We start from the raw sequence: 22,442 nt of genomic DNA, 5'->3' as shown, positions 1-22,442 counted from the left end.
AGCGGGCATCGAATCGAGAACGTGGCGCCTTGGCGAAAATTGTTCTAGGTTTCTCCGCGGGCTTGGGTCGACTTGTGGACGGCTGCGGATCGGGTGTCGCGATGGACGAGCAACGACGGAGCTACCGGCAACGGCTCATTGCGCTGGCAGCCGCCAGTATCGGCACTCTCGCGGCCAGTGCGATCTCCTACGGAGCGGCGATCTATCGCGCCGCCAATCCCGAACCCCTGCGCGCCGCCGGGCCGGGCGAGACGGTCGATACCGGGCGATGGCACGTGACTATCGCCGGAGCCCGCGTGAGCGATGTCCCCCCTTCCGGCAGGAGACCGCCCGAACCGAAAACTTTCCTGCTTGTCGATTTCGAGGCCGGCAACCGCTCGGCGGCGACCGCCCACCTGCCGGCGAAACTGCTCACCTTTGCCGGCCTGGAGGCGAAACTTGCCTCCCCCAACTTCTATTTGACACGGGACAAGGCGTTCAGCCCCGGCCTGCACCCGGGCATGCCGGAGAGTTTGACCGCCGTATGGGAATGGCCGGCGGGGGAAATGCCGCCGCGTGAGCTGGACCTGCTGATCGGGAGCCAGATCTACAAGAAACGCGACAATCTCTATGGCGCCTCCAACTGGTTCGACCGTGATCCGGTGGCGGTGGTGTCCCTGACTGTTGAGCAGGAAGCGGCGAGGGCAAGGCAATGAAGGCCTTCGCAAATATCGTCGCCCTGCTCCTGGCGACGGCGGCGCTCTACGGCATGCAGCACTCGACGCCCTCCTACAGCGAAATCCTGTCGCCCGTGGCGGTGCCGGCCGCGCAGGGAAAACCGGCGCAGGCCGAACGCTTCGTCTTCGGGGTCGCCAAGGTGCATCTCGCCCGGCAACTGGTCGCTTCGCATTTCGGCGAGCCGCGTACCTACACCACCTCCGGAAAATGGCTTGTCGTCGAAGCGGCGGCGAAGGCGCAAGACCGATCGATATCGCTGACCTCGGCTGCGTGGCGCGGCCCCTCCGGCCTTCGCTTTGCCATGAGCACGCGCATCGGCAGTTCGCTCGGGCTGTTGGGTGCCGAGCGCCTGGAGCCCGGGATTCCACGCCCGGTTCTGCTGATATTCGAGCTGCCCGAGGACCAGATCGAGGGCGGTACACTGCTGGTCGCCGAGACCGCGCTGACTCCCCTGTCCGAGCAGGTGGAGATCGCCATGGACAGCGTGCCGCCGGAAAGCAGGCACGAGTCCCTCACCCTTGCACGCGGCGGCCGCATCATGCCCTGGTCGCTGGAGTTTCAGCAATGAGCGCACGGGCTTCGTCACGGGAGAGAACGAGCTACTGGATCAGCCTCGTATCGCTGCTCGCCGCCGTGCCGCTCGCGGTCCTCGTCGGGTCCCGGGGCGAATTCGCCGCATGGCTGCAACGGCGCATGCAACCACCTGTGACCGTCGAGCGCGACGGCAGCGGGCAAGGCGCCGGCGGCAGCTGGCGGCTCACATCGCTGCGCCGCCTGCCGGGAACCTTGCCGGACACGAGCCTCATGCTGGCGGAAATCGACGTCTCGGTCCAGGCAGCGGACGTCTTGAAGCAGGCCTTGCCCTGCGCGCTCTCGCTGACGGATGGCGCTGGCCGCCGCTGGGACCCGCTGCCGCTGCCCGGCCGTCTTTTACGCCAGGCTGATCCGGCAATTGCCGACAGGCCGCAATGCACGACGCTGACGATCGGTGAGGCCGGCGAGGCGTCGCTTCGCGTGGTCTAGCTCTTTCTCGTGCCGCGGCAGGCAGACGGGTTCACCCTGTCGCTTGCCCTGACCGGCTCGCCTCCGATTCTCTTGAAATAACGCTTTTCCGGTGACCATAAGCCTGTGGGACGCCGGCTTCGCCGGATCGGGATACGGCGTATTCCAGCATGGCGGCCAGCAGGGCGATCCGCACCGGACCGAAAAGGATTCCGCCGTCGAGCTCGGTCGGACTGCCGACCAGAACGGCCAGGACGTCGCCTATCCGCTGCCAGGTTTCGAGGTCGTACGGGCCGAGATGACGGGTTGCGCCGTACCACGCCCAGGCGGGGAGCCAGCTGGTGGCGCGGTAAAGCACGACGAAGGCGAGCAACGTCCCGAGACCGGCGCCGAGCACCGTGCGCAGGCAGGCCCAGACCGGCCGGTAGCGGGTCCGATAGCCTCCGAGGAAGTGGGCGGCGAAATCGGCCAGCCATCTGCGTAGCGTGGTGGCGCGAGCGGGCGGCGACGGAGCGGCGACGGGTTTTGCCGAAACGTCGTAGCCATAGACGATGGCAGCCATTACGAGCCAGACGAGCGGCAGGAGGGCGTAGAAGAACAGTTCCTGCGCCTGCGTGACGAGCCCAGGCTCCTGGAACTCCACCGCAGTGCCGCCCGCTGCCGCGTGTGCTTCCATGGAAAATCCGGCGATGCCGGCTTCCACCGCATCGAGAAACGCGCCGGCGCCGAGCCAGCTTATGAAGTCGTCCTTCCATCTGTCCAGCGCATAGAGCCCGATGAAGATCCAGCTCGCGTCCGCCGCCACGATAACGAAACGCAGCCACGGCAACTGCAGGCGCCCGTTGGCGCGCTTGGCAAGCCATCGCACGAACCAGCAGGCGAGGATCGCCGCAATCAGGCTGCGCGAGCGCAGGAGCTCGAAAATCTGTAACCGTTCTCCCAGTGCCACCCGATCCAGGGCGAGACGCGAATACTCGCGCACCGTGTCGCCGAGGAAACCCCACGCGGCGTAATAGGCGAAGAACGGCAAGAGGGCTGCGGAGGCAATCACCAGAAGGCGATTCAACTGCCGTTCCTTCTTCGTCGAGCCGGCAGCTGGCGCCACGCCGCGCAACGCGGCGAGCACCGGCAGGCCGGGACGCAGGATCGCGAACATCGCAATGACCACCAGCAGCTTGACGAGGACGACAAGCGACAGCGTTACCATTCCGCCAAGGGGGGTTTTCAGGCCGACGCCGACCGCAGCCTCGAGGAGCAGGACACGCGCGATATATCCGAGCGTCGCGGCAAGCAGAAGCTGCGGCCAGAAACGCGCAAGAAGGCGCGCCGTCAATGCCGCCAGTCCGCCGATATCCTTGAGCATCCCCATGCCCCGAACCTAACCATAACCTTCCGGGCGCTCAACCGGGCAATTAGATGGAAAAATGGCGGTCCGCGGGGCTGCACTACGGAAGGATTGAACGCCCCGTATTGCTATGCTGAAAGCGACCCTGCAGACAGCCGCCGTAACTCGACCTTAAACGCGACGTGGCAGGCAACATCAGTATCAGCCGCGCTAACTTGCGCGAAGCCCGGAGGCAATATAGATCGCGTCCAGCGCCTTCATGTTGCCGATGGCATCCTGGCCGCCCGTCGGCAGCGAAGTCCCATTGTTTACCGCGTCCACGAATGCAGCCAGTTGGTAGTCGTAGGTGGTGCCGGCAGCTAACGTGAACTCGCGGTAGCTGTCCCCGAACCATTCCCGGATGGAATGTCCCTTGTGCGGCAGGCAGGGGTTGTCGACCTCGATCGCGCCCTTCTCGCCCTCGACCCGAAGCAATCCCCGAAACGGCGGGCTGGCGATGTCTGCAACCAGTTGCGCTTCAACCCCGCCTGCAAAGCCCATCGACACCTCCATCCGCTGATCGACGTTCAGCGGCGTAAGCTCGGCATGCGCGGAGAGGATCTCGGGCTCCTGGCCCATGAAGCTGCGCAGCCAGTGCAGCGGATAGCATCCGAGATCCATCATGGCTCCGCCACCCTGCGCCGGGTCGTGCCGGATGTTGTGCGGATCGAACGGGATATCGACATGGAATTCCGCCCGCAACGCGCGGATCTCCCCGAGCGCTCGCGACGCCTTGCGCGCAAGAAGATGCAGGAAGACGGGATGGTAACGGTCGTGGAACGCTTCGGCCAGCACTCTCCCGGCAGTCTCGGCTGCCTCGACCATCAACTCCGCCTCGTCGGCCGTCATCGCCAGAGGTTTTTCGCAGAGCACATGCTTGCCGGCCTTCAGCGCCTTGATCGACCACTCGGCGTGCGCGGCCGGCGGCAGAGCATTGTAGATGATGGTGATGTCCGGATCCGACAGAAGCTCGTCATAGCTTGAATAACCCTTCGTGATCCCATGCAGCCGCGCATAGGCCTCGACAGCGGCGCGACGCCGGGAGGCGACCGCATGGATGACGCAGTCGTCACGACGACGCGCTGGCTGAATGATGGACCGCGGCGCGATGCCGGCCGCGCCTAGAATACCGATCTTGTGCATCGGTCTGCTCCTCAATCGAAAAAGGCGTGGTCTTCCGGCGACAGGTAGGCTTTGGCGCGTTCGGCGATGATCTCCACGCCCATGCCCGGCCGGTCCGGAACGTCGATCATGCCGTTGGTTACGATCGGAGCCGGGAACCCATCGACCAGATCCGTCCACCACTCCGGATCCGCCGTCGTGTATTCAAAGGCGATAAAATTGGCGGGGAGGGTCGCAGAAACCTGGACCAGGGCCGCCAGCCCCAGCAGCCCGTTCGCGGTCCCATGGGGGGCTACGGTGATGCCATGCAGATCCGCGTATTCCGCGATCCATTTCAGTTCAGCGATTCCCCCTACGTCGGCGGGGTCCGGTCCGATCACGTGAACGGCGTGGGATTCGATCAGGTCCTTGAAGTTCTGGCGCAGATAGATCTGCTCCCCAGTATGAATAGGCGTCGTCGAGCATCGGGTGAGTTCCCTGTAGACGCCGGCATTGACCCAGGGCGTGTAGTCCCCCGACAGGAGATCCTCGAGCCACAGGAGGTTGAAGGGTTCGAGCATCCGCGCCAGACGGATCGCGTCCGCCAGCATCCAGCCCGGTCCGCAGTCCAGCGCCAGCCCCACCGTGTCGCCAGCCACCTCCTTCATGGCCGCTACGCAGTCTACGAGATGCTTGAGGCCTTTTTCCGTGACTGGACCCCGATCGAGAGCGCCGTGAAAGGGGCTGGCGCTCGGCTCCCCATAGTAGAAGTTCGGCACTTCGCGCTTCATCGGCGAATGAAAGCCGATCGGCTGCTTGATGATGGTGAAGCCCTCCGGCAGGGCCATCATCTTCGCGATGTCGTCGGCATAATCCTGCGGTTCATGGCCGGCGAAGGGAAATCGCATCGAGCCGTTGTAGACCCGCACCCGGTCACGCACCTTCCCACCAAGCAGCTTGTGGACGGGCAGGCCCGCCGCCTTTCCAGCAAGGTCCCAGAGCGCCATTTCGATGACGCTGACGGCACTCCCCCAGGGCTTGAACCCGCCTCTCTGGCGAATCTTCAGCATCACCCTCTCCACGAGGGTGGGGTCTTCACCGATCAGCGCATCGCGGAAGGCCATGATGTGCGGCTTCAGGTAGGGCTTCCAGGTTTCCGCCTGGGCGAAGCCCGATATGCCTTCGTCCGAGACGATCCGGACGATCGGGCTCTTGCCGATGACGGCACATTTGATGTCGACGATTTTCATGCGGGTTCCCCCCAAGGCACAATTCAGACTGGAATGACGGCACTGATGGCCTTGGCGGTCTCTATCGCAGCCAGGCGGATCTCCTCCATGCGGCTGGGCTGGGTGCCGGCCAGGAACGGCACGCTGACCGCCGCCAGCATCCTGCCGCTGCGCGTGAACACCGGCGTTGCGAAAGCCTGGATGCTGGGGGCGTTCTCCCCCTTGTCCTGCGCCCATCCGAGACGCCTGATGCGGGCGAGTTCGCTGCGCAGCCGTTTGGGATCCGTGATGGTCTTAGCGGTGAAGGCAACGAGCGGACGCGCGAGCCAGTAATCCAGGTCTTCTGGCGGCAGATAGGCGAGCAGCAGCTTGCTCGCCGCGCCAGCATGGATGGGCATGCGCTGCCCCGGCGCCACTGTCAGGGCATACTCCCGCTTGCCCTGAGCTGCCGCGAGAACAAGGATTCCCTCCTGATCGAGGATACTCAGCTTGACCCCCTCGCCCAGTTCGGCGGCCAGCTTGTCGAGATACGGCTGGCAGAGGGCGGCAAGGTCGAACTCCGTCGCCCGGACGCCGACATGGGCTGCAAGCGACAGCAGCCGGCGTCCCAGGTGATAGCTGCCCGTGTCGTCACGGTAGACGATGTCATGCTGCTGCAGCGAGTTGAGGATCCGGTAGATGGTCGTTCGGGGAAGCTTGAGCGCCTCCGTCAATTCGCTGATCGAAAGTCCCCTGTCCTTGCGTTCGATCTCGCACAGCACATCCATCATCCGGTCTATGACCGGGATCGTGTGCTTGCTCACGCCATCTTCTGCGGCTTCGCTCATCGGCACCTGCCCTGTTGACAAAACTCGGCTCGTCATTAGCATACATATATGAACTGTCAAAGTTCATATTTGGATAGCCGAAGGAGGCGGACGTCCGAATTCGGTTTCACGCTGACATGCCGCGAAAGTGCACCCGCACGGCGACAAAACACCCCAGCGAAATGAAAACCACCAGCACCCTCCCTCATTGGCCAAGTACAGGGGCTCAGAATGCTGACCGTTTCCGCAATTACCCATGTCGCCATAAGGGTGCAGGATATCGCCCGCACCCTCGATTTCTACATCAACAAGCTGGGCTTTTCGGAGCTTCTGCGCCTCGACCGCGACGGGCGCCTCTGGCTCGTCTATCTGCGCATCACCGACGATCAGTATCTTGAGGTCTTTCCGGAGGGCCGGGGCGGAGACGCTCCAGGAGCGGAGGCCGTGGGATACAACCACATGTGCCTTTCCGTCCCGAGCATAGATCAGACCGTCCGCGAGCTTGAAGCCGCTGAAATTCCGCTCTTCCGACCGAAGGTCCAGGGCGCCGACGGCAATTGGCAGACTTGGATCGTGGACCCGGACGGGCATCGCATTGAGCTTATGGAGATGGCCTCGGACGGAATGCAGGCGAAGGCGATTGCCCGCCTCCGGGGGAACTGATCATGCCCAGGATCAACTATCTGACGGCAATCGATTTTGGCCCGGGAGAGCTGAAAGGCCTTCCCGCAGCCATGGCTGAGCTCGGAATATCTCGGCCGCTCTTCATTTCCGACCAGGGCCTGGCCTCCTCGGGGCTGGCCGACAAGGTGCAGGCTTTGATGCCTGAGGTGACCGCCTCCTATCTCGAGACGCCCTCGAACCCGACGGAAGCTGCCGTCTCCGATGCGCTCGAGGTCTATCGCGCGCGTTCTTGCGACGGCGTGATCGCCCTCGGCGGCGGCTCGCCGATCGACCTGGCAAAGGGCGTCGCGCTCCGGGCAACGCATGAGGGATCGCTGGAGCAGTACGCCGCCATCTACGGCGGCGTAGAGCGCATCCGACCAACCGTCGCGCCGGTCATTGCCATCCCGACAACGGCCGGCACCGGCGCAGAGGTCGGGCGCGCGGCACTGCTCACGCTGGACGACGGCCGCAAGCTTGGTTTCATCAGTCCGCACCTCATCCCGCGGCGCGCCATCTGCGACCCGCTGCTCACGCTCGATCTGCCACCGGCGCTCACCGCAGCGACGGGACTTGATGGCCTTTCCCACTGCATCGAAACCCTGTTTTCGCCGCGCTTCAATCCGACCGCGGAAGCGATCGCGCTGGATGGCGCGGGCCGCATCTGGAGAAATCTTCCCCAGGCGTTCGCCGTGCCGGGCGACATCACAGCCCGCAGCGAGGTCATGCTCGGAGCACTCCATGGCGGTCTGGCTTTCCAGAAGGGTCTCGGCGCCGTCCATTCGCTCAGCCATGCGCTTGGCGGCCTGAAGGAGCCCAGGCTTCATCATGGCACGCTGAACGCCATCCTCATGCCGATCGTCGTACGCTTCAATGCTGCGGCGGTCGGTGACAAGCTGAACAGGTTGCGGGCAGCCATGGGACTTCCGGCAGGCGCCGACGTGCCTGGCGAATTGGAAGCCTTGAACCGCCGACTGAACATGCCCGCCGGCCTGGCGGCCATGGGCGTCACCCCAGGATGTTTCGACTGGGTCATCGAGCGGGCGCTTGCCGATCACAGCCACGCCACCAACCCTCTGCCTCCGACAGCGGAGGACTATCGCGCCATGCTGCAGGAAGCCTTGGCCCAACCCGGCAGGAACCGCCCATGAAGATCACGGCCCAGAAAGTATTTGTCGCGAACGCCCAGAGGACGAACTTCGTCTTCGTCAAGCTCTACACCGACGACGGGATCGAGGGCGTCGGCGAGGCAACGCTGGAATGGAAGACGAAGACCGTCGTCGCGGCTCTGGAGGAGCTGGAACGGGTCCTCGTCGGCCGCGATCCCTTTGCCGTGGATGCCATCATCGAGCAGCTCCACAGGGACAGCTACTGGCGAACGGGCGCCGTCTTCCGCACGGCGCTCGGTGGCATCGAGGCCGCCCTCCTCGACATCAAGGGCAAGGCGCTCGGCGTTCCCGTCTTCGAACTGCTCGGCGGCAAATTCCGTGATCGTGTCGAATGCTACGCCAACCACTGGTTCTTCGGTGCAACAAAACTCGAGGAATACGCGGCCAATGCCCGCAAGGCAGTCGCTATGGGGTACCGGGCCCTGAAATGGGATCCTTTCGACACCGCGGATCTTGAAATGGACCGTCGGCAGCGACGCCGGACGATCGAGATCGTCGAGGCCGTCCGAGATGCGGTGGGGCCCGACGTCAATCTGATGCTCGACGTCCACGGCCGCCTCAATGTCCCGACGGCGATTGCCATGTGCCGGGCACTGGCACCCTTCGATCTGACGTGGGTCGAAGAGCCGACGCCGCCGGAAAACATCGATGCGCTGGCAGAAGTGCGTGCCGCCAGCCCGGTGCCGATCGCTGCCGGCGAACGCTGGTACGAACCGGGGAAATTTCTCGAGGCCCTGTCCAAGAAGGCTGTCGATATCCTGCAGCCCGACGTGTCGCACGCCGGCGGGATGAGCGAGACGAAACGAGTTGCGCATCTGGCGCACACGCATCTCATTCCTGTCGCGCCTCACAATCCCGTCGGGCCGGTCATGAACGCCATGACGCTGCACGCCTCGCTCGCCATGCCGAATTTCTCGGTCTTCGAGACCGTATCGATGGATGTCCCCTGGCGCAAGGAACTTGTCCGGGAAACCCTGCAGTTCGACAAAGGGGCAATTCTGGCGCCCACAGCGCCGGGTCTCGGCGTCGAACTGATCGAGGAAGCCTGCGAGCGCTTTGCCTATCAGCCAACCAATGTTCCGCTCTTCGATGGGTCCATGAACACGACCGGCGTAGCGACGGGCGCTCACACATTCGCGGCGGACGAAAGCGAATAGAAGTCACGGGAAAGGGAGTTGACACCGGCTCCCCTTCGCCACATAGTTATATTTAGAACAAGTGCAGTTCAAATATGAACTCACTTAAGCAGCAACGGGGGGAAAGCTGCTTGAAGGTCGGAATCTCATTGTATGGGCCGCTTCTGAGCGAAGCGGGTGCCCGTTTCGCCAGTCAGCTCGGAGTGGAAGACGTCGTCGTCCACCTCACCGACTATGGACGGAACGCGGACGCGAGCGCCTATGCCGCGGGTGGCGTCGTCGGCCCGATCAACGGCGAATGCATCGATGCGCCTCTGTGGTCCTATGATCGCCTGACGGACCTGGTGGCGATGCTCTCGCGACACAACCTCAGGGTCGCCGCCCTCGAGAACATCTCGCCCAACTTCTGGTCCGACATTCTGCTCGACGGTCCGAAGAAGGATGCGCAGATGCAGGACCTTCAGGACCTCGTCAGGAACATGGGGCGTCTTGGCATACCTGTTCTCGGATATAATTTTTCCATCGCCGGCGTGTGGGGATGGCAGCGCAAGCCGGTGGCGCGCGGCAATGCGGTGACGGCCGTCTTCGCCATCGACGAATTCGACGCTGAAAGCCCTGTCCCCGACGGCATGGTCGGCAACATGCGCTACCGCCTGGCCGTTCCCGGGGCAAAGCCTCAGACGGTTGACGAGGCCACACTTTGGTCGCGGCTTCATTGGTTCCTGGAGAAGCTTTTACCGGTAGCGGAAGAATTTCGCGTCCGGTTGGCCGCGCATCCGGACGATCCGCCGGTCGAACGGCTGCGCGGCACCGCGCGGCTGGTCAACAGCCACGCCAAATACGACCGGCTTCTTTCGCTCGTAGAGAGCCCGGCCAACGCGCTGGAATTCTGCGTCGGCTCATTGGCGGAAATGCCCGATGGCGACGTCTATGAGACGACCCGCCGTTTTGCCCGTCGAAACGCCATCGCCTATGTCCACTTCCGCAATGTCCGCGGAAAGGTGCCGAACTACGTGGAGACCTTCGTGGACGACGGTGACGTCGACATGGCCCGCATCGTGCGCGTGCTCCACGAGGAAGGATACGACGGGATACTGGTTCCTGACCACGTTCCGGAACTCGAGTGCCCGGCCCCATGGCACGCCGGACATGCCTACACGATCGGCTACATGAAGGCGCTTGTCGCACACGCAGACGCCTTGACCAGAAGCTCTTCCGGGTCCGCCGGCCATCGGGCCGAGGAACCCTCGGCGGCTGCGGAATAGATCATGCCAGCCACACGGCTGGAAAACAGACAACGGATTCAGTTGGGAGGTAAACATGAAAACGTTGACTATGAAGCTGGCGATGGCCGCAACAGCGTCGTTTCTGGCAATGTCGGCCGCTGCTTGGGCTGGCGAAGTGGTCTGGTGGACGCCGAACTTCAACGAGGCCCGTGCCCGGGATCTCGTGGAGAAATTTCAGGCTGCCAATCCGGACGTGACAGTGAAGCTTGAAATCACCACCACCGACGGACTGCCGCAGCGCATCCTGACGGCCCTGCAGTCGGGAGCTGCGCCGGACGTCATCGACGTGCAGCATGGCTGGGTGAACGGCTACGCTCAAAATAACCTGGTCCTGCCCGTCGACGAGGTGTTGACCGATCGCGAGGACTACATTCCCGCCGCCCTGGGGTACGACACTTGGGACGGCAAGCTGTGGGGCATTCCCTACCGGATCGAAACCCATGCCGTGATCATCAACAAGGGCGACTACAAGGCGGCCGGTCTCGATCCCGAAAACCCGCCGACCACGTGGACCGCCTTCAAGGACGCTGCCAAGAAACTGACCACCAACGGGAAGTCCGGCTTTGCGATCACGGGCGGCGGAGAAGTCGGCAACACCATCTTCCGGTCCTTGCCCTTCATGTGGATGCTGGGTGGCGGCATCATCTCGGATGACGGCAAGCAGGTCCTGGTCAACAGCCCGGAATCCATCGAAGCCGTGACCTTCTACACCGACTTCCTGAAGGAAGGCATTTCGCCGTCGTCGACGCTGGAGAATGACGGCACCGCCAATCGCCGGCTGTTCATCGCCGAGACGGTGTCGATGTATCAGTCCGGTCAGTTCGATATCCAGTCTATCCGCAAGGAAAACCCCAATATCGACATCGGCGTAATCCCGGTCCCCCATCCCGACAACGGGAAGACGGCAGCGATCCTCGGGGGGTGGAGCTTTGTCATTCCGAGCGAGGCGAAGAACCCCGACGACGCGAAGAAGCTCCTGGGCTTCCTTGCCGAGGCGGAGAACCAGGCCGTTCTGACCGACACCTTCCCCGCCCGCCTGTCTGCTATGGAAGCCGAACGCTTCAACGACCCGATCCTGCAGGTCTTCAAGGAAATGCTCCCGTTCGGACGGCCCGTGCCGGCCCATCCGAACTGGGTCCAGATATCCCAGGCCTATTTCGATGGGATCCAGCGCATCCTTCTCGGCGACGAGGACGTCAAGACCGCCATGGATGGCGCCGCCGAAGAAATCGAAGGGCTTCTTTAGATCCCTCCCGTCCGGAAGGCGCTCGGCATCCTGCCGACGCCTTCCCGTCCTGTAATCAGGAATGAAATCGGATGCAGAAACAATCCACTGGATACCTGTTCGTTTTACCCGCGCTCATGGTGCTGGGCATGCTGATCGCTTATCCGGTCGCCTATACCGGGCTGCTGAGCGTCACGGACAATGCCGGAAATTATGTCGGGCTGGACAACTTCCGGCGCATTCTGTCCGCGCGCGCCACACCGACGGCATTCTGGAACACCCTCTGGTGGGTGTTCGGGTCCATCGTCTTTCAGGTCATCCTCGGCGTCCTGACGGCAATCCTGCTGAACCAGAACTTTCGCGGCAGGGCCGTCGTCCGCTCTGTGACCCTGGTGCCGTGGGTGGTGCCGGGCATCGTTGCCGCAACCACCTGGGCATGGATGCTCCACACGGAGTTCGGCATCATCAACTACATGCTCACGAGCCCGGGTCTGATCGACGAGCCGGTCGGCTGGCTGACGAACGGCAGCACCGTGATGCCGGTGATGATCGCAATCAACATCTGGAAGATGTTTCCCTTCGTCGCCATCATGGTCCTGGCCGGGCTGCAGTCCATTTCCAACGATCTCTACGAAGCGGCCCGCATCGATGGGGCAAGCTTCTGGGAAGAGGTCCGCTACGTCATGCTGCCCCAGGTTCGGACGGTGATCGTCGCGGTCACGCTTCTCCTGGTCATCTGGGCCTTGAACCACATCACCATTATCTATGCCATTACCCGCGGAGGACCGGCGAACCGGACCTTGATCACACCGATCCAGATCTTCAGGACAGCCTTTGAGAGCGTCCAGTTCGGACAGGCGGCGGCCCTTTCCGTCATGTTCTTTGCTGTCGCGATCGTGGTTGTGTTCATCTACATCCGGACGCTGGCCTCCAACCCGGAGGAAGCGCGTTGAACAAGCTTCAGACCCTCAAGCGCCCAGGCCTGCCGGGCTGGCTGATCCTCTTCGGTTCGGTTCTGCTGGTCCTGGTCTGCCTGTTCCCCTTCTGGTGGATGGTGCTGTCTTCGGTGAAGACGCTGCGCGAGCTCTACACGGTTCCGCCGATCTGGTGGCCCGCGGCCCCCACATGGGATAACTATCGCACAGTCCTGTTTGAATCGAACATCCCGCGCTACTTCCTCAACAGCATCGTCATCTCCGTCGGATCAACGGCACTCGCGCTGGTGCTCGCGATCTTTGCTTCCTACGGCTTTGCCCGCTTCAACTTCAAGGGAAAGCCGCTTCTCCAGTCCTTCGTGCTGGTGGGCCAGCTCCTGCCGACGGCCGCCATCATCGTGCCCCTGTTCGTCACGCTTCGGGTGCTGAATCTGGTCAACACCTACTGGGGCCTGATCCTCGTCTACATGATCATCACGCTGCCGCTGTCGGTGTGGATGCTCACCAGCTACTTCAAGAACATTCCGGTCGAACTGGAGGAAGCAGCGATCATCGACGGCGCCAGCCGCCTGGAGTGCCTCTTCCGCATCACGCTTCCCCTTTCCTTGCCCGGTCTCGCCTCCGTCATGGTCTACGCCTTCGTCACGACCTGGAACGAGTTCATCTTCGCGCTCTGCTTTGCCACCGACTCCTCGGTGAAGACGCTGCCCATCGGGCTTGCGGAGTTCTCGACGGAGTTCAACACCGACTGGGGCGCCGTCATGGCAGCCTCCGTGGTGATGACCCTGCCGATTGCCATCCTGTTTCTATCCATGCAGCGGCTCTTTGTCGGTGGCCTGACCGCCGGCGCGACAAAGGGCTGAGAGAGGAATGCAATGACCTATACCTCCCCTATCCCCCAACTTGGCCTCGGTACATTCGGACGCACGGGCGACGCGGGCATCCGGGCGATCCTGTCGGCGATCGAGATCGGCTATCGCCACATCGATACGGCCCAAAGCTATGATACCGAAAGCAGCGTCGGCGAAGCCATCCGCCGTTCCGGGCTGCCGCGGTCCGACTTCTTCGTCACCACCAAGGTCGCAGACACCAATCTGTCGAAAACCGATTTCCTGCCGAGCGTCGAGAAGAGCCTCGAGACGATCGGTACCGACCAGGTCGACCTGCTGCTCATTCACTGGCCATCCCAGAATGATGAGGTGCCGTTCGACGACTACATGCTGGCGCTGGCCGAAGCACGGCAACGCGGATGGACCCGCCATATCGGCGTCTCCAACTTCCCGATCGCTCTCCTCGACAAGGCCTTCGCTCTTCTGGGCGAGAATACGATCACCACGGATCAGGTCGAGATCCACCCTTACCTGCAGGCACCACGGCTCGTGAACCACTGCCGCAGCAAGGGACTGGCGCTGACTGCCTACCAGCCCCTCTACAAGGGAGCCGTCAACGACGACCCGCTGCTGAAGGCCATCGCCGAGACCCACGGCGTCACTGCCGCTGCCGTCGCGCTGGCCTTCCTCATGGCGGAAGGCCACGCCGTCATCCCTGCCTCCTCCAGCCTTGAAAATCTGAGAAACAACTTCGCATCGCAAGACGTGAACCTCACCGCCGACGAGATCACGCGGATCCGCATGCTGGACCGCTCCGCACGGCATATCAATCCGGCCAAATCACCCCGCTGGGATGATTGAGACGCCCTGACAGGAGACTGCAATTGGCACCGGTATCGATCAACAACGTTCGGAAATCCTATGGCGCCCTGGAGGTGCTGCATGGCGTGTCAATCGACATAGCCGACGGCGAATTCGTGGTTCTCGTCGGCCCGTCCGGCTGCGGCAAGTCGACCTTGCTGCGCATGCTGGCCGGGCTCGAGGACATCTCGGCAGGAGAAATCTCCATCGGCGACCGCGTCGTCAATTCCCTTCAGCCGAAGGAGCGCGACATCGCCATGGTCTTCCAGAGCTATGCGCTCTACCCGCACATGACGGTCGAGCAGAACATGGGCTTCTCGCTGAAGCTTGCCCGCGCGCCCAAGGAGGAGATCCGCAGCCGGGTCGCCAAGGTTGCGGCCATGCTCAACCTCGTCGACTATCTCGACCGCTACCCGCGTCAGCTGTCCGGTGGGCAGCGCCAGCGCGTCGCCATGGGCCGCGCCATGGTGCGCAATCCGGAAGTCTTCCTCTTCGACGAGCCGCTGTCCAACCTCGACGCGAAGCTGCGGGTGCAGATGCGGTCGGAGATCAAGCAGAACCACCATCGGCTCAATACGACGACCGTCTACGTGACGCACGACCAGATCGAGGCCATGACCATGGCCGACAAGATCGTCGTGATGCATGGCGGGATCGTGGAGCAGGTGGGATCTCCCCTCGAACTCTACGATTACCCGGCAAACCTTTTCGTTGCAGGCTTCATCGGCTCCCCTGCGATGAACGTCATTGGCGGCAAGGTGAGCGGCGGCGGCTTCATCGGCGACGACGGCACCCGCATTGCCCTGCCCTTTCCGGTGACGGAATTCGAGGGAGGGGAGATGAAGCTCGGCATCCGTCCCGAACATCTCCTGCTCGACGCGAACGGGCATGCGGCCGAGATCATCACGATCGAGCCCACCGGCGCGGAGACACAAGTTCTCCTGCGGCTTGCCGGCCACGACATCATCGGCGTCTTCCGCGAACGAATCCTGCGTAAGCCCGGCGAGATCCTGCATGTCTCCCTCCTCCCCGAGCGTATCCAGCTTTTCGACGGCAAGAGCGGGCGGCGCATCGACTTCCGGGAGGCGGCGTGACGATGGCGATCTATCCGGACCTGAAGGGAAAGACGGTCGTGGTTACCGGGGGCGCAAGCGGTATCGGCGCAGCGCTGGTCGAAGCCTTCGCCCAGCAGGGAGCCAAGGTCGGTTTTCTGGATCGGGACGAGACGGCCGGCACGGCTCTAGCCAATGCCTTGACGTCGCAGGGCAGCCAGGTTCTCTTCGTGCCCCTTGACCTGCGCGACACGGAAACGCTCCGCGCCGGCATCGAGACCGTCAGAACTGAGCTGGGAGCGATAACCGTTCTCGTCAACAATGCCGCGCATGACGAACGCCATGCGACGGAGGATGTGACAGAGGCATATTTCGACGATCGCATCGCCACCAACTTCAAGCACCAGTTCTTCGCCTCCCAGGCGGTGCTGCCCGACATGAGGGCGGCTGGCGGCGGAGCGATCATCTGCATGAGTTCGATCTCGTGGATGGCCGGATTTGGCGGCATGGCGCTGTACACCGCCTCCAAGTCGGCCATTATCGGGCTTGTCCGGTCGCTCGCCCGGGACTTTGGCCCGTTCAACATCCGCGTCAACGCCGTCACGCCAGGCTGGATCATGACGCAGCGACAACTGGATCTCTGGCTGACGCCGGAGGCGGATGCCATGCGTCAGGAACGCCAGGCTCTCAAGCAACGGCTGATGCCGGCGGATGTCGCCAAGCTCGCTCTCTTCCTGGCATCCGACGACGCGCGGGTGATCACCAGCCAGAACTACATCATCGACGGCGGCTGGGTCTGATCGCCGCCTTCAAATTCCCACTTCGAGGTTCATGACATGCAGTCTCCCGCAGAAATCAAAGACATCAACCGACCGGCACGTGAGTTGTGCGACGCCCTGGCTCTGATCGGCACGGCAACCGCCAGCAGCGAACTGAGCCTCATGGGGATCCGTGACCCGCAGATCCGCGGGCCGCTTCCCCTGAAGTACGGCCGCTCGGTGGCTGGTCCGGCGCTGACGCTGCAGTGCATGCCGAAGCGCGAGGATCTTTACGGCTCCAACGAATACGACAATCCCGAACTGCAGCTGCATCGCCACGTCCTCTATCCGGCCCAGGCCGGCGACATGGTGGTCGTCGATGCCCGCGGCGACATGGCAAGCGGTATCTTCGGCGAGATGATGCTGACTTTCCTGGCCGGCCGTGGTGGCGCGGGCATCGTCGTGGACGGCTGCATCCGCGATTCCGCCAGGGCCAAGGAACTCGATCTCGGCATCTGGGTGCGGGGTGTGACACCCAACTATCACGCCCAGACCGGGCTGATCCCCTTTGCGGTCAACGTGCCGGTGGCATGCGGCGGTGTTTTGGTGATGCCGGGCGACATCATCGTGGCCGATGACGACGGGGTGATTGTCGTGCCGGGCGCGCTTGCGGTCGAAGTGATCGCGCGTTCGAGCGAACACGCCGAGTGGGAAGAGTTCGCCCGGTTTCGCCTGTCACAGGGGGGCGATCTGCGCAAGTATTACCCGCTCACGGAAGCGGTGCAGGACGAATACGTCGCCTGGCGCAATGCTCAGATGGCCGACTGATCGAAGGACGCAACAAGGCTCAGGCGCGACGGAGCGGCCGAGCCGCTTCGCCGAAAAGAAAAATGCAAGGACCGGATATCACCATGGCAGCGGCACTGACGATAGAAGAGCTGATCGCCGAGGAGGAGACCATTCAGCTCGGTGGCTTCGACTATGAACTGGCATGGCGGCTCGGCTGTGCCATTCGCGAGACGGCCTCTGTGAAGAGCCTGCCGATCGCGATAGAAGTCAGCCACCATGGTACCGCCGTTTTTACGGCGCTGCTGCCCGGAGCCTCTCCGGACAACCTGGTGTGGGCTCGCCGGAAGCGGGCGGTGGTCGAACGGTTCAACCGCAGCTCGCTCTACATGCGCCTGCTTTGCGAGCGCAATGCCACGGATTTCCACGCCCGCTATCGCCTCCCCCCTGCGGACTTTGCGGCCAGCGGTGGCGGCGTTCCCGTTCGCGTCCGGAACGTCGGGATCGCAGGTACCGTTGCCATTAGCGGCCTGCTGGATGTGGAAGACCATGCGATGGCCATGCGGGCGCTGGAAAAGCTCGCGTGACACCGCGAACCCATGCGGCGCGAAGCTTCGCGTGACTGAGATCGGCGCAGCCTGCAGAAAGGTTGGGAATATGTACAAGTTCATGAAGGGCTCTACCCACGAGCTTGCCTCGGCGGAAATTGCCATCAAGGCGATACCGGACGATCCGCGCGTCTGGGTGCCTCAGGCCCCGGACGTCTTCTTCCGGCCGATGTTTCTCAACACCTTGACAGGGCAGTGGTGCAACCTCCTGAAGGTCACCCGCTCGGGCATCCTGTCCCGGCATGTGCACCCCGCACCAGTCTTCGGCATGGTGATGAAGGGCAAATGGCACTACTTCGAGCACGACTGGGTGGCGGAGGAAGGCTCTTTCGTGTTCGAGCCGCCCGGCGAGATCCACACGCTGAACGTCCCCGAGGATTGCGACGAGATGATCACCTTCTTCAACATCTCGGGCTGCATGGTCTATCTCGACAAGGACAACAGCCAAATCGGCTACGAGGACGTGTTTACCAAGATCGACATGTGCCGCGCTCACTACGCGCAGGTCGGATTAGGGGCGGATTATGTCGATCAGTTCATCCGCTGACACCGCGGAATGGGCCCGCGGCTGGACGGAAGGGCGCACCGTCCTCGTGACAGGAGGAACAGGCGGCATCGGCAGAGCCATCGCTCAATGCTTTCGTGACGCCGGCGCAACGGTTCACGCCACGGGCGCAACGGACGTCGAATGCGCCCAGGCACGAAGCAACGACCCATACGGCAGGATTCGCTACGGCGTACTGGATGTCCGGTCCAACGATGCCACCAAGGGCTTCATTGGGGAACTCGGCGACCTCGATGTCGTCGTCAACTGCGCCGGCATCATCCGCCGGGGTCAGGAGCGTGATCCCGACGTCTTCGACACCGTGGTCGACATCAACCTGAACGGCACGATGCGCGTCTGTGAGGCATCGCTGGACAGGCTGGCGGCCAACAACGGCTGCATCATCAATATCGCCTCCATGCTAAGCTTCTTCGGCGGCGGGCTGGTGCCGGCGTATTCGGCCTCCAAGGGCGGCATCGCCCAGCTCACCAAGTCCCTGGCGATCGCCTACGCCCCGAGGGGCGTGCGGGTGAACGCCATTGCCCCCGGGTGGATTGCAACGCCACTGACGAAGGCGCTGCAGGACGATCCGGCACGCGCCGGTCCGATTCTGGCGCGAACGCCGATGGCCCGCTGGGGTACGCCGGAGGACCTGCAGGGCATAGCGCTTTTCCTCGCAAGCCCGCACGCCGGCTTCATCACGGGAACGATCGTACCGGTCGACGGCGGTTACGCCGTCACCTGAGGTCAGGATTCACCTTGACGGAAGAAGCAGGTCTGCGTGGCCTTCGTCATTGATGCTTGGCACGGAGACCCGTCCGCATCCACAAGAGGTCGCAGAGGAGTGAGAAAGAGAAGCTTTTTCGATAAGCGCCAAAAACACAAAAAACCCCTGGGTAGGGGCTCTTTGTTATCGCAGAGATCGTTGGTTGCGGGGGCAGGATTTGAACCTGCGGCCTTCAGGTTATGAGCCTGACGAGCTACCGGGCTGCTCCACCCCGCGTTATCCGAGTTTTGCGCGGCAAAAGGTCGGTCTGTTGGCCGGTTTGTTTCGGCCGTGTGAGAGAAGATGATCGGTTTGTTTCTCTTGCGATTTGCAGACCTGGCAGCGACCTACTCTCCCGCGTCTTAAGACGAAGTACCATCGGCGCTGGGGCGTTTCACGGCCGTGTTCGGAATGGGAACGGGTGCAGCCACCCCGCCAGAACCACCAGGTCGGCAAAGCGCAAGATTTGCGCCTTAAGGGCGCAAACCGAATTGAGAAGCTGGTGAAGCGGGCGGTTTAACGCCTCGACTTCTTTTGAACACGTCTTTTTTGATGTCTTGTCCGGATCATTCCAGCAGCCGGCAGAGCCGAGCCGCCGGTTGTCCGGCGCGCCGTCCGCAGCGCAGCGATCTTGCGATCGCGTCAGCGTGAGGACAGAAGAATGATGCTCATCTTTGATGAGCATAAGCAATGGGAACGATCAAGCCGATCGAACGATTAGTACCGGTAAGCTTCATGCGTTGCCGCACTTCCACACCCGGCCTATCAACGTGGTCGTCTTCCACGGTTCTCAAGGGAATACTCGTTTTCAGGTGGGTTTCCCGCTTAGATGCCTTCAGCGGTTATCCCTTCCATATATAGCTACCCTGCTATGCCCTTGGCAGGACAACAGGTCCACCAGAGATATGTCCATCCCGGTCCTCTCGTACTAGGGACAGATCCTGTCAATATTCCTACACCCACGGCAGATAGGGACCGAACTGTCTCACGACGTTCTGAACCCAGCTCACGTACCGCTTTAATTGGCGAACAGCCAAACCCTTGGGACCTGCTCCAGCCCCAGGATGCGATGAGCCGACATCGAGGTGCCAAACAACCCCGTCGATATGGACTCTTGGGGGTCATCAGCCTGTTATCCCCGGCGTACCTTTTATCCGTTGAGCGATGGCCCTTCCACGCGGGACCACCGGATCACTATGACCGACTTTCGTCTCTGCTCGACTTGTCAGTCTCGCAGTCAGGCGGGCTTATGCCATTGCACTCGACGAGCGATTTCCGACCGCTCTGAGCCCACCATCGCGCGCCTCCGTTACTCTTTCGGAGGCGACCGCCCCAGTCAAACTACCCACCATACACTGTCCCGGATCCGGATGACGGACCGCGGTTAGACATCCATGACGATAAGGGTGGTATTTCAAGGATGGCTCCACGAGAACTGGCGTCCCCGCTTCAAAGCCTACCACCTATCCTACACATGCCGACACGAATGCCAGTGTAAAGCTATAGTAAAGGTGCACGGGGTCTTTCCGTCTGACCGCAGGAACCCCGCATCTTCACGGGGAATTCAATTTCACTGAGTCTATGTTGGAGACAGCGGGGAAGTCGTTACGCCATTCGTGCAGGTCGGAACTTACCCGACAAGGAATTTCGCTACCTTAGGACCGTTATAGTTACGGCCGCCGTTTACTGGGGCTTCGATTCAGAGCTTGCACCCCTCCTCTTAACCTTCCAGCACCGGGCAGGCGTCAGACCCTATACGTCGTCTTGCGACTTCGCAGAGCCCTGTGTTTTTGATAAACAGTCGCTACCCCCTGGTCTGTGCCACCCCATCCTACTTGCGTAGAAAAGGGTCACGCTTCTTCCGAAGTTACGCGTGCAATTTGCCGAGTTCCTTCAACATAGTTCTCTCAAGCGCCTTGGTATACTCTACCTGACCACCTGTGTCGGTTTCGGGTACGGTCTATACGGTGGAGCTATTTCCTGGAACCGCGTCCCCGCCCGGACAATCCAATAAGTCCGGACAAGTTGAGCAATCCGTCACTACCACCAGGCCCACGAATATTAACGTGGTTCCCATCGACTACGCGTGTCCGCCTCGTCTTAGGGGCCGGCTAACCCTGCTCAGATTAACTTTAAGCAGGAACCCTTGGTCTTTCGGCGAGAGGGTCTCTCACCCTCTTTATCGTTACTCATGTCAACATTCGCACTTCCGATACCTCCAGGACCCCTCACGGGTATCCCTTCACTGGCTTACGGAACGCTCCGCTACCCCTATACACCTAAGTGTATAAGCCTCAGCTTCGGTGCATGGCTTCAGCCCCGTTACATTTTCGGCGCAAAGACCCTTATTTAGACCAGTGAGCTGTTACGCTTTCTTTAAATGATGGCTGCTTCTAAGCCAACATCCTGGTTGTTTTGGGATCCTCACATCCTTTCCCACTTAGCCATGACTTGGGGACCTTAGCTGGAGGTCAGGGTTGTTGCCCTTTTCACGACGGACGTTAGCACCCGCCGTGTGTCTGCCGACTAGTACTCCTCGGTATTCGGAGTTTGGTTAGGATCAGTAAGACGGTGAGTCCCCATAGCCCATCCAGTGCTCTACCCCCGAGGGTATTCGGTCGACGCACTACCTAAATAGTTTTCGCGGAGAACCAGCTATTTCCGAGTTTGATTGGCCTTTCACCCCTAGCCACAAGTCATCCCAATCTATTGCAACAGATGCGGGTTCGGTCCTCCAGTTGGTGTTACCCAACCTTCAACCTGCTCATGGCTAGATCACTCGGTTTCGGGTCTAATGCGACATACTAAACGCCCTATTCAGACTCGCTTTCGCTACGCCTACACCTACCGGCTTAAGCTTGCATGTCACACTAAGTCGTTGACCCATTATACAAAAGGTACGCCGTCACCCTTGCGGGCTCCGACTGTTTGTAGGCATCCGGTTTCAGGTTCTATTTCACTCCCCTTGTCGGGGTGCTTTTCACCTTTCCCTCACGGTACTTGTTCGCTATCGGTCATGCACGAGTACTTAGGCTTGGAGAGTGGTCTCCCCATGTTCAGACAGGATTTCACGTGTCCCGCCTTACTCAAGGACAATGAGTGTTATACGTGTACGGGGCTGTCACCCACTGCGGCAGACCTTTCCAGATCCTTCCACTTCATTCCTCATTGCCACTGGCCTGGTCCGCGTTCGCTCGCCACTACTTGCGGAGTCTCGGTTGATGTCCTTTCCTGCAGGTACTTAGATGTTTCAGTTCCCTGCGTTCGCTTCTTATCCCTATTGAATTCAGGATAAGATACCTTTCAACAATGCTTGGAAACCACTTTGGTTTCTTGACGCCGGATAACCGGCGACGGCCTCTGGCCTTGCGAAGCCTTAAGGCTTCGATACCAGCGGCCAACCAAAATGATTTTCCAAGCATCTAAGGTGGGTTGCCCCATTCGGAGATCCATGGATCAAAGCTCATTCGCAGCTCCCCACGGCTTTTCGCAGCGTATCACGTCCTTCATCGCCTGTGCATGCCAAGGCATCCACCAAATGCCCTTCTTTCACTTGATCGTTCTCATTGCCAATGCTCATCGCC

The 22,442-nt window shown here is 61.6% G+C and carries 20 protein-coding genes, 1 tRNA gene, 2 rRNA genes and 1 pseudogene; 17 read left to right on the top strand and 7 right to left on the bottom strand.

Annotated elements, in window-relative coordinates; genetic code table 11:
• Nucleotides 1-62 precede the first annotated feature (62 nt).
• From AC5J09_RS12530 to AC5J09_RS12520, 3 genes and pseudogenes are all read left to right on the top strand, one after another.
• Nucleotides 63-695: a hypothetical protein gene (locus tag AC5J09_RS12530; protein WP_494298903.1), complete on the top strand. Its 633-nt coding sequence runs from the start codon at nucleotides 63-65 to the stop codon at nucleotides 693-695.
• Nucleotides 692-1,285, top strand: coding sequence for a hypothetical protein (locus tag AC5J09_RS12525; protein WP_379937221.1), 594 nt, complete (start codon nucleotides 692-694; stop codon nucleotides 1,283-1,285). The genes AC5J09_RS12530 and AC5J09_RS12525 overlap by 4 nt, the downstream gene beginning before the upstream one ends.
• Nucleotides 1,282-1,821 (top strand): annotated as a pseudogene (locus AC5J09_RS12520) (hypothetical protein). The gene AC5J09_RS12525 and the pseudogene AC5J09_RS12520 overlap by 4 nt, the downstream one beginning before the upstream one ends.
• Here the strand turns inward: AC5J09_RS12520 and AC5J09_RS12515 are convergent.
• The 4 genes from AC5J09_RS12515 to AC5J09_RS12500 all read right to left on the bottom strand — a co-directional run bounded on the left by AC5J09_RS12515 (nucleotide 1,772) and on the right by AC5J09_RS12500 (nucleotide 6,260).
• Nucleotides 1,772-3,088 carry a hypothetical protein gene (locus AC5J09_RS12515; protein ID WP_494297721.1) on the bottom strand — a complete coding sequence of 439 codons (1,317 nt, stop codon included), beginning with the start codon at nucleotides 3,086-3,088 and terminating at the stop codon, nucleotides 1,772-1,774. The pseudogene AC5J09_RS12520 and the gene AC5J09_RS12515 sit on opposite strands and share 50 nt — an antisense overlap.
• A 186-nt stretch (nucleotides 3,089-3,274) precedes the next feature.
• Entirely contained in the window at nucleotides 3,275-4,246 is a 972-nt protein-coding gene (locus tag AC5J09_RS12510) for a Gfo/Idh/MocA family protein (protein ID WP_324762609.1), read from the bottom strand.
• An 11-nt stretch (nucleotides 4,247-4,257) separates the two neighbouring features.
• Entirely contained in the window at nucleotides 4,258-5,454 is a 1,197-nt protein-coding gene (locus AC5J09_RS12505; RefSeq protein ID WP_324762608.1) for a mandelate racemase/muconate lactonizing enzyme family protein, read from the bottom strand.
• Between the two features lie 23 nt (nucleotides 5,455-5,477).
• Nucleotides 5,478-6,260 carry an IclR family transcriptional regulator gene (locus tag AC5J09_RS12500; RefSeq protein WP_324762607.1) on the bottom strand — a complete coding sequence of 261 codons (783 nt, stop codon included), beginning with the start codon at nucleotides 6,258-6,260 and terminating at the stop codon, nucleotides 5,478-5,480.
• Between the two features lie 210 nt (nucleotides 6,261-6,470).
• Here AC5J09_RS12500 and AC5J09_RS12495 point away from each other — a divergent pair, with 210 nt between their 5' ends.
• The 14 genes from AC5J09_RS12495 (at nucleotide 6,471) to AC5J09_RS12430 (ending at nucleotide 18,837) form a co-directional block, all read left to right on the top strand.
• The gene (locus AC5J09_RS12495) at nucleotides 6,471-6,902 is read left to right on the top strand and encodes a VOC family protein (RefSeq protein WP_494297720.1); all 432 of its coding nucleotides are present in this window, start codon (nucleotides 6,471-6,473) and stop codon (nucleotides 6,900-6,902) included.
• Nucleotides 6,903-6,904: 2 nt separating this feature from the next.
• Nucleotides 6,905-8,053 (top strand): 4-hydroxybutyrate dehydrogenase, encoded by a 1,149-nt coding sequence (gene gbd / locus AC5J09_RS12490; protein ID WP_494297719.1) that lies wholly within the window; start codon nucleotides 6,905-6,907, stop codon nucleotides 8,051-8,053.
• Nucleotides 8,050-9,228, top strand: coding sequence for a mandelate racemase/muconate lactonizing enzyme family protein (locus AC5J09_RS12485; RefSeq protein ID WP_494297718.1), 1,179 nt, complete (start codon nucleotides 8,050-8,052; stop codon nucleotides 9,226-9,228). Before gbd ends, AC5J09_RS12485 begins: the two co-directional genes overlap by 4 nt.
• Before the next feature lie 110 nt (nucleotides 9,229-9,338).
• A complete protein-coding gene (locus AC5J09_RS12480; RefSeq protein WP_494297717.1) occupies nucleotides 9,339-10,472 on the top strand; it encodes a mannonate dehydratase in 1,134 nt (377 codons plus the stop codon).
• Nucleotides 10,473-10,527: 55 nt separating this feature from the next.
• Complete coding sequence (locus AC5J09_RS12475; RefSeq protein ID WP_324762604.1) at nucleotides 10,528-11,739, top strand: ABC transporter substrate-binding protein; 1,212 nt, start codon at nucleotides 10,528-10,530, stop codon at nucleotides 11,737-11,739.
• A gap of 71 nt (nucleotides 11,740-11,810) precedes the next feature.
• Complete coding sequence (locus tag AC5J09_RS12470) at nucleotides 11,811-12,671, top strand: carbohydrate ABC transporter permease (protein ID WP_100669977.1); 861 nt, start codon at nucleotides 11,811-11,813, stop codon at nucleotides 12,669-12,671.
• On the top strand, nucleotides 12,668-13,516 hold the full coding sequence (locus AC5J09_RS12465) for a carbohydrate ABC transporter permease (RefSeq protein ID WP_100669978.1): 849 nt from the start codon (nucleotides 12,668-12,670) through the stop codon (nucleotides 13,514-13,516). The genes AC5J09_RS12470 and AC5J09_RS12465 overlap by 4 nt, the downstream gene beginning before the upstream one ends.
• Nucleotides 13,517-13,528: 12 nt before the next feature.
• The gene (locus AC5J09_RS12460) at nucleotides 13,529-14,344 is read left to right on the top strand and encodes an aldo/keto reductase (RefSeq protein WP_494297716.1); all 816 of its coding nucleotides are present in this window, start codon (nucleotides 13,529-13,531) and stop codon (nucleotides 14,342-14,344) included.
• A gap of 23 nt (nucleotides 14,345-14,367) precedes the next feature.
• Nucleotides 14,368-15,438 (top strand): ABC transporter ATP-binding protein, encoded by a 1,071-nt coding sequence (locus tag AC5J09_RS12455; protein WP_411932469.1) that lies wholly within the window; start codon nucleotides 14,368-14,370, stop codon nucleotides 15,436-15,438.
• Between the two features lie 2 nt (nucleotides 15,439-15,440).
• On the top strand, nucleotides 15,441-16,196 hold the full coding sequence (locus tag AC5J09_RS12450) for an SDR family NAD(P)-dependent oxidoreductase (protein WP_494298902.1): 756 nt from the start codon (nucleotides 15,441-15,443) through the stop codon (nucleotides 16,194-16,196).
• A gap of 36 nt (nucleotides 16,197-16,232) precedes the next feature.
• Complete coding sequence (locus AC5J09_RS12445) at nucleotides 16,233-16,982, top strand: ribonuclease activity regulator RraA (RefSeq protein ID WP_494297715.1); 750 nt, start codon at nucleotides 16,233-16,235, stop codon at nucleotides 16,980-16,982.
• A gap of 62 nt (nucleotides 16,983-17,044) precedes the next feature.
• Nucleotides 17,045-17,527 carry a heme-degrading domain-containing protein gene (locus AC5J09_RS12440; RefSeq protein ID WP_494297714.1) on the top strand — a complete coding sequence of 161 codons (483 nt, stop codon included), beginning with the start codon at nucleotides 17,045-17,047 and terminating at the stop codon, nucleotides 17,525-17,527.
• A gap of 70 nt (nucleotides 17,528-17,597) precedes the next feature.
• Nucleotides 17,598-18,095 carry a 2,4'-dihydroxyacetophenone dioxygenase family protein gene (locus AC5J09_RS12435; protein ID WP_411932466.1) on the top strand — a complete coding sequence of 166 codons (498 nt, stop codon included), beginning with the start codon at nucleotides 17,598-17,600 and terminating at the stop codon, nucleotides 18,093-18,095.
• Complete coding sequence (locus AC5J09_RS12430; protein ID WP_494297713.1) at nucleotides 18,073-18,837, top strand: SDR family NAD(P)-dependent oxidoreductase; 765 nt, start codon at nucleotides 18,073-18,075, stop codon at nucleotides 18,835-18,837. The genes AC5J09_RS12435 and AC5J09_RS12430 overlap by 23 nt, the downstream gene beginning before the upstream one ends.
• Nucleotides 18,838-19,018: 181 nt before the next feature.
• On the opposite strand, the gene AC5J09_RS12425 is transcribed toward AC5J09_RS12430, so the two are convergent.
• From AC5J09_RS12425 to AC5J09_RS12415, 3 genes are all read right to left on the bottom strand, one after another.
• Nucleotides 19,019-19,095, bottom strand: a tRNA-Met gene (locus AC5J09_RS12425).
• A gap of 97 nt (nucleotides 19,096-19,192) precedes the next feature.
• Nucleotides 19,193-19,307 (bottom strand): 5S ribosomal RNA (gene rrf, locus AC5J09_RS12420).
• 247 nt (nucleotides 19,308-19,554) lie between these two features.
• Nucleotides 19,555-22,417 (bottom strand): 23S ribosomal RNA (locus tag AC5J09_RS12415).
• Nucleotides 22,418-22,442: the final 25 nt, after the last annotated feature.

The organism is Sinorhizobium sp. (assembly GCF_059070375.1).
The sequence above is the reverse complement of the archived record's forward strand: the minus strand, read 5'-3'. Positions and strand labels throughout refer to the sequence as shown.

What these genes read in the sequence shown, in the direction of transcription:
- AC5J09_RS12460 (WP_494297716.1), top strand. Translation starts at nt 13,529, where the DNA reads ATGACCTATACCTCCCCTATCCCCCAACTTGGCCTCGGTACATTCGGA.
- AC5J09_RS12440 (WP_494297714.1), top strand. Translation starts at nt 17,045, where the DNA reads ATGCAAGGACCGGATATCACCATGGCAGCGGCACTGACGATAGAAGAG.
- AC5J09_RS12450 (WP_494298902.1), top strand. Translation starts at nt 15,441, where the DNA reads ATGGCGATCTATCCGGACCTGAAGGGAAAGACGGTCGTGGTTACCGGG.
- AC5J09_RS12470 (WP_100669977.1), top strand. Translation starts at nt 11,811, where the DNA reads ATGCAGAAACAATCCACTGGATACCTGTTCGTTTTACCCGCGCTCATG.
- AC5J09_RS12525 (WP_379937221.1), top strand. Translation starts at nt 692, where the DNA reads ATGAAGGCCTTCGCAAATATCGTCGCCCTGCTCCTGGCGACGGCGGCG.
- gbd (WP_494297719.1), top strand. Translation starts at nt 6,905, where the DNA reads ATGCCCAGGATCAACTATCTGACGGCAATCGATTTTGGCCCGGGAGAG.
- AC5J09_RS12445 (WP_494297715.1), top strand. Translation starts at nt 16,233, where the DNA reads ATGCAGTCTCCCGCAGAAATCAAAGACATCAACCGACCGGCACGTGAG.
- AC5J09_RS12505 (WP_324762608.1), bottom strand. Translation starts at nt 5,454, where the DNA reads ATGAAAATCGTCGACATCAAATGTGCCGTCATCGGCAAGAGCCCGATC.
- AC5J09_RS12515 (WP_494297721.1), bottom strand. Translation starts at nt 3,088, where the DNA reads ATGGGGATGCTCAAGGATATCGGCGGACTGGCGGCATTGACGGCGCGC.
- AC5J09_RS12430 (WP_494297713.1), top strand. Translation starts at nt 18,073, where the DNA reads ATGTCGATCAGTTCATCCGCTGACACCGCGGAATGGGCCCGCGGCTGG.
- AC5J09_RS12510 (WP_324762609.1), bottom strand. Translation starts at nt 4,246, where the DNA reads ATGCACAAGATCGGTATTCTAGGCGCGGCCGGCATCGCGCCGCGGTCC.
- AC5J09_RS12475 (WP_324762604.1), top strand. Translation starts at nt 10,528, where the DNA reads ATGAAAACGTTGACTATGAAGCTGGCGATGGCCGCAACAGCGTCGTTT.
- AC5J09_RS12485 (WP_494297718.1), top strand. Translation starts at nt 8,050, where the DNA reads ATGAAGATCACGGCCCAGAAAGTATTTGTCGCGAACGCCCAGAGGACG.
- AC5J09_RS12435 (WP_411932466.1), top strand. Translation starts at nt 17,598, where the DNA reads ATGTACAAGTTCATGAAGGGCTCTACCCACGAGCTTGCCTCGGCGGAA.
- AC5J09_RS12500 (WP_324762607.1), bottom strand. Translation starts at nt 6,260, where the DNA reads ATGAGCGAAGCCGCAGAAGATGGCGTGAGCAAGCACACGATCCCGGTC.
- AC5J09_RS12495 (WP_494297720.1), top strand. Translation starts at nt 6,471, where the DNA reads ATGCTGACCGTTTCCGCAATTACCCATGTCGCCATAAGGGTGCAGGAT.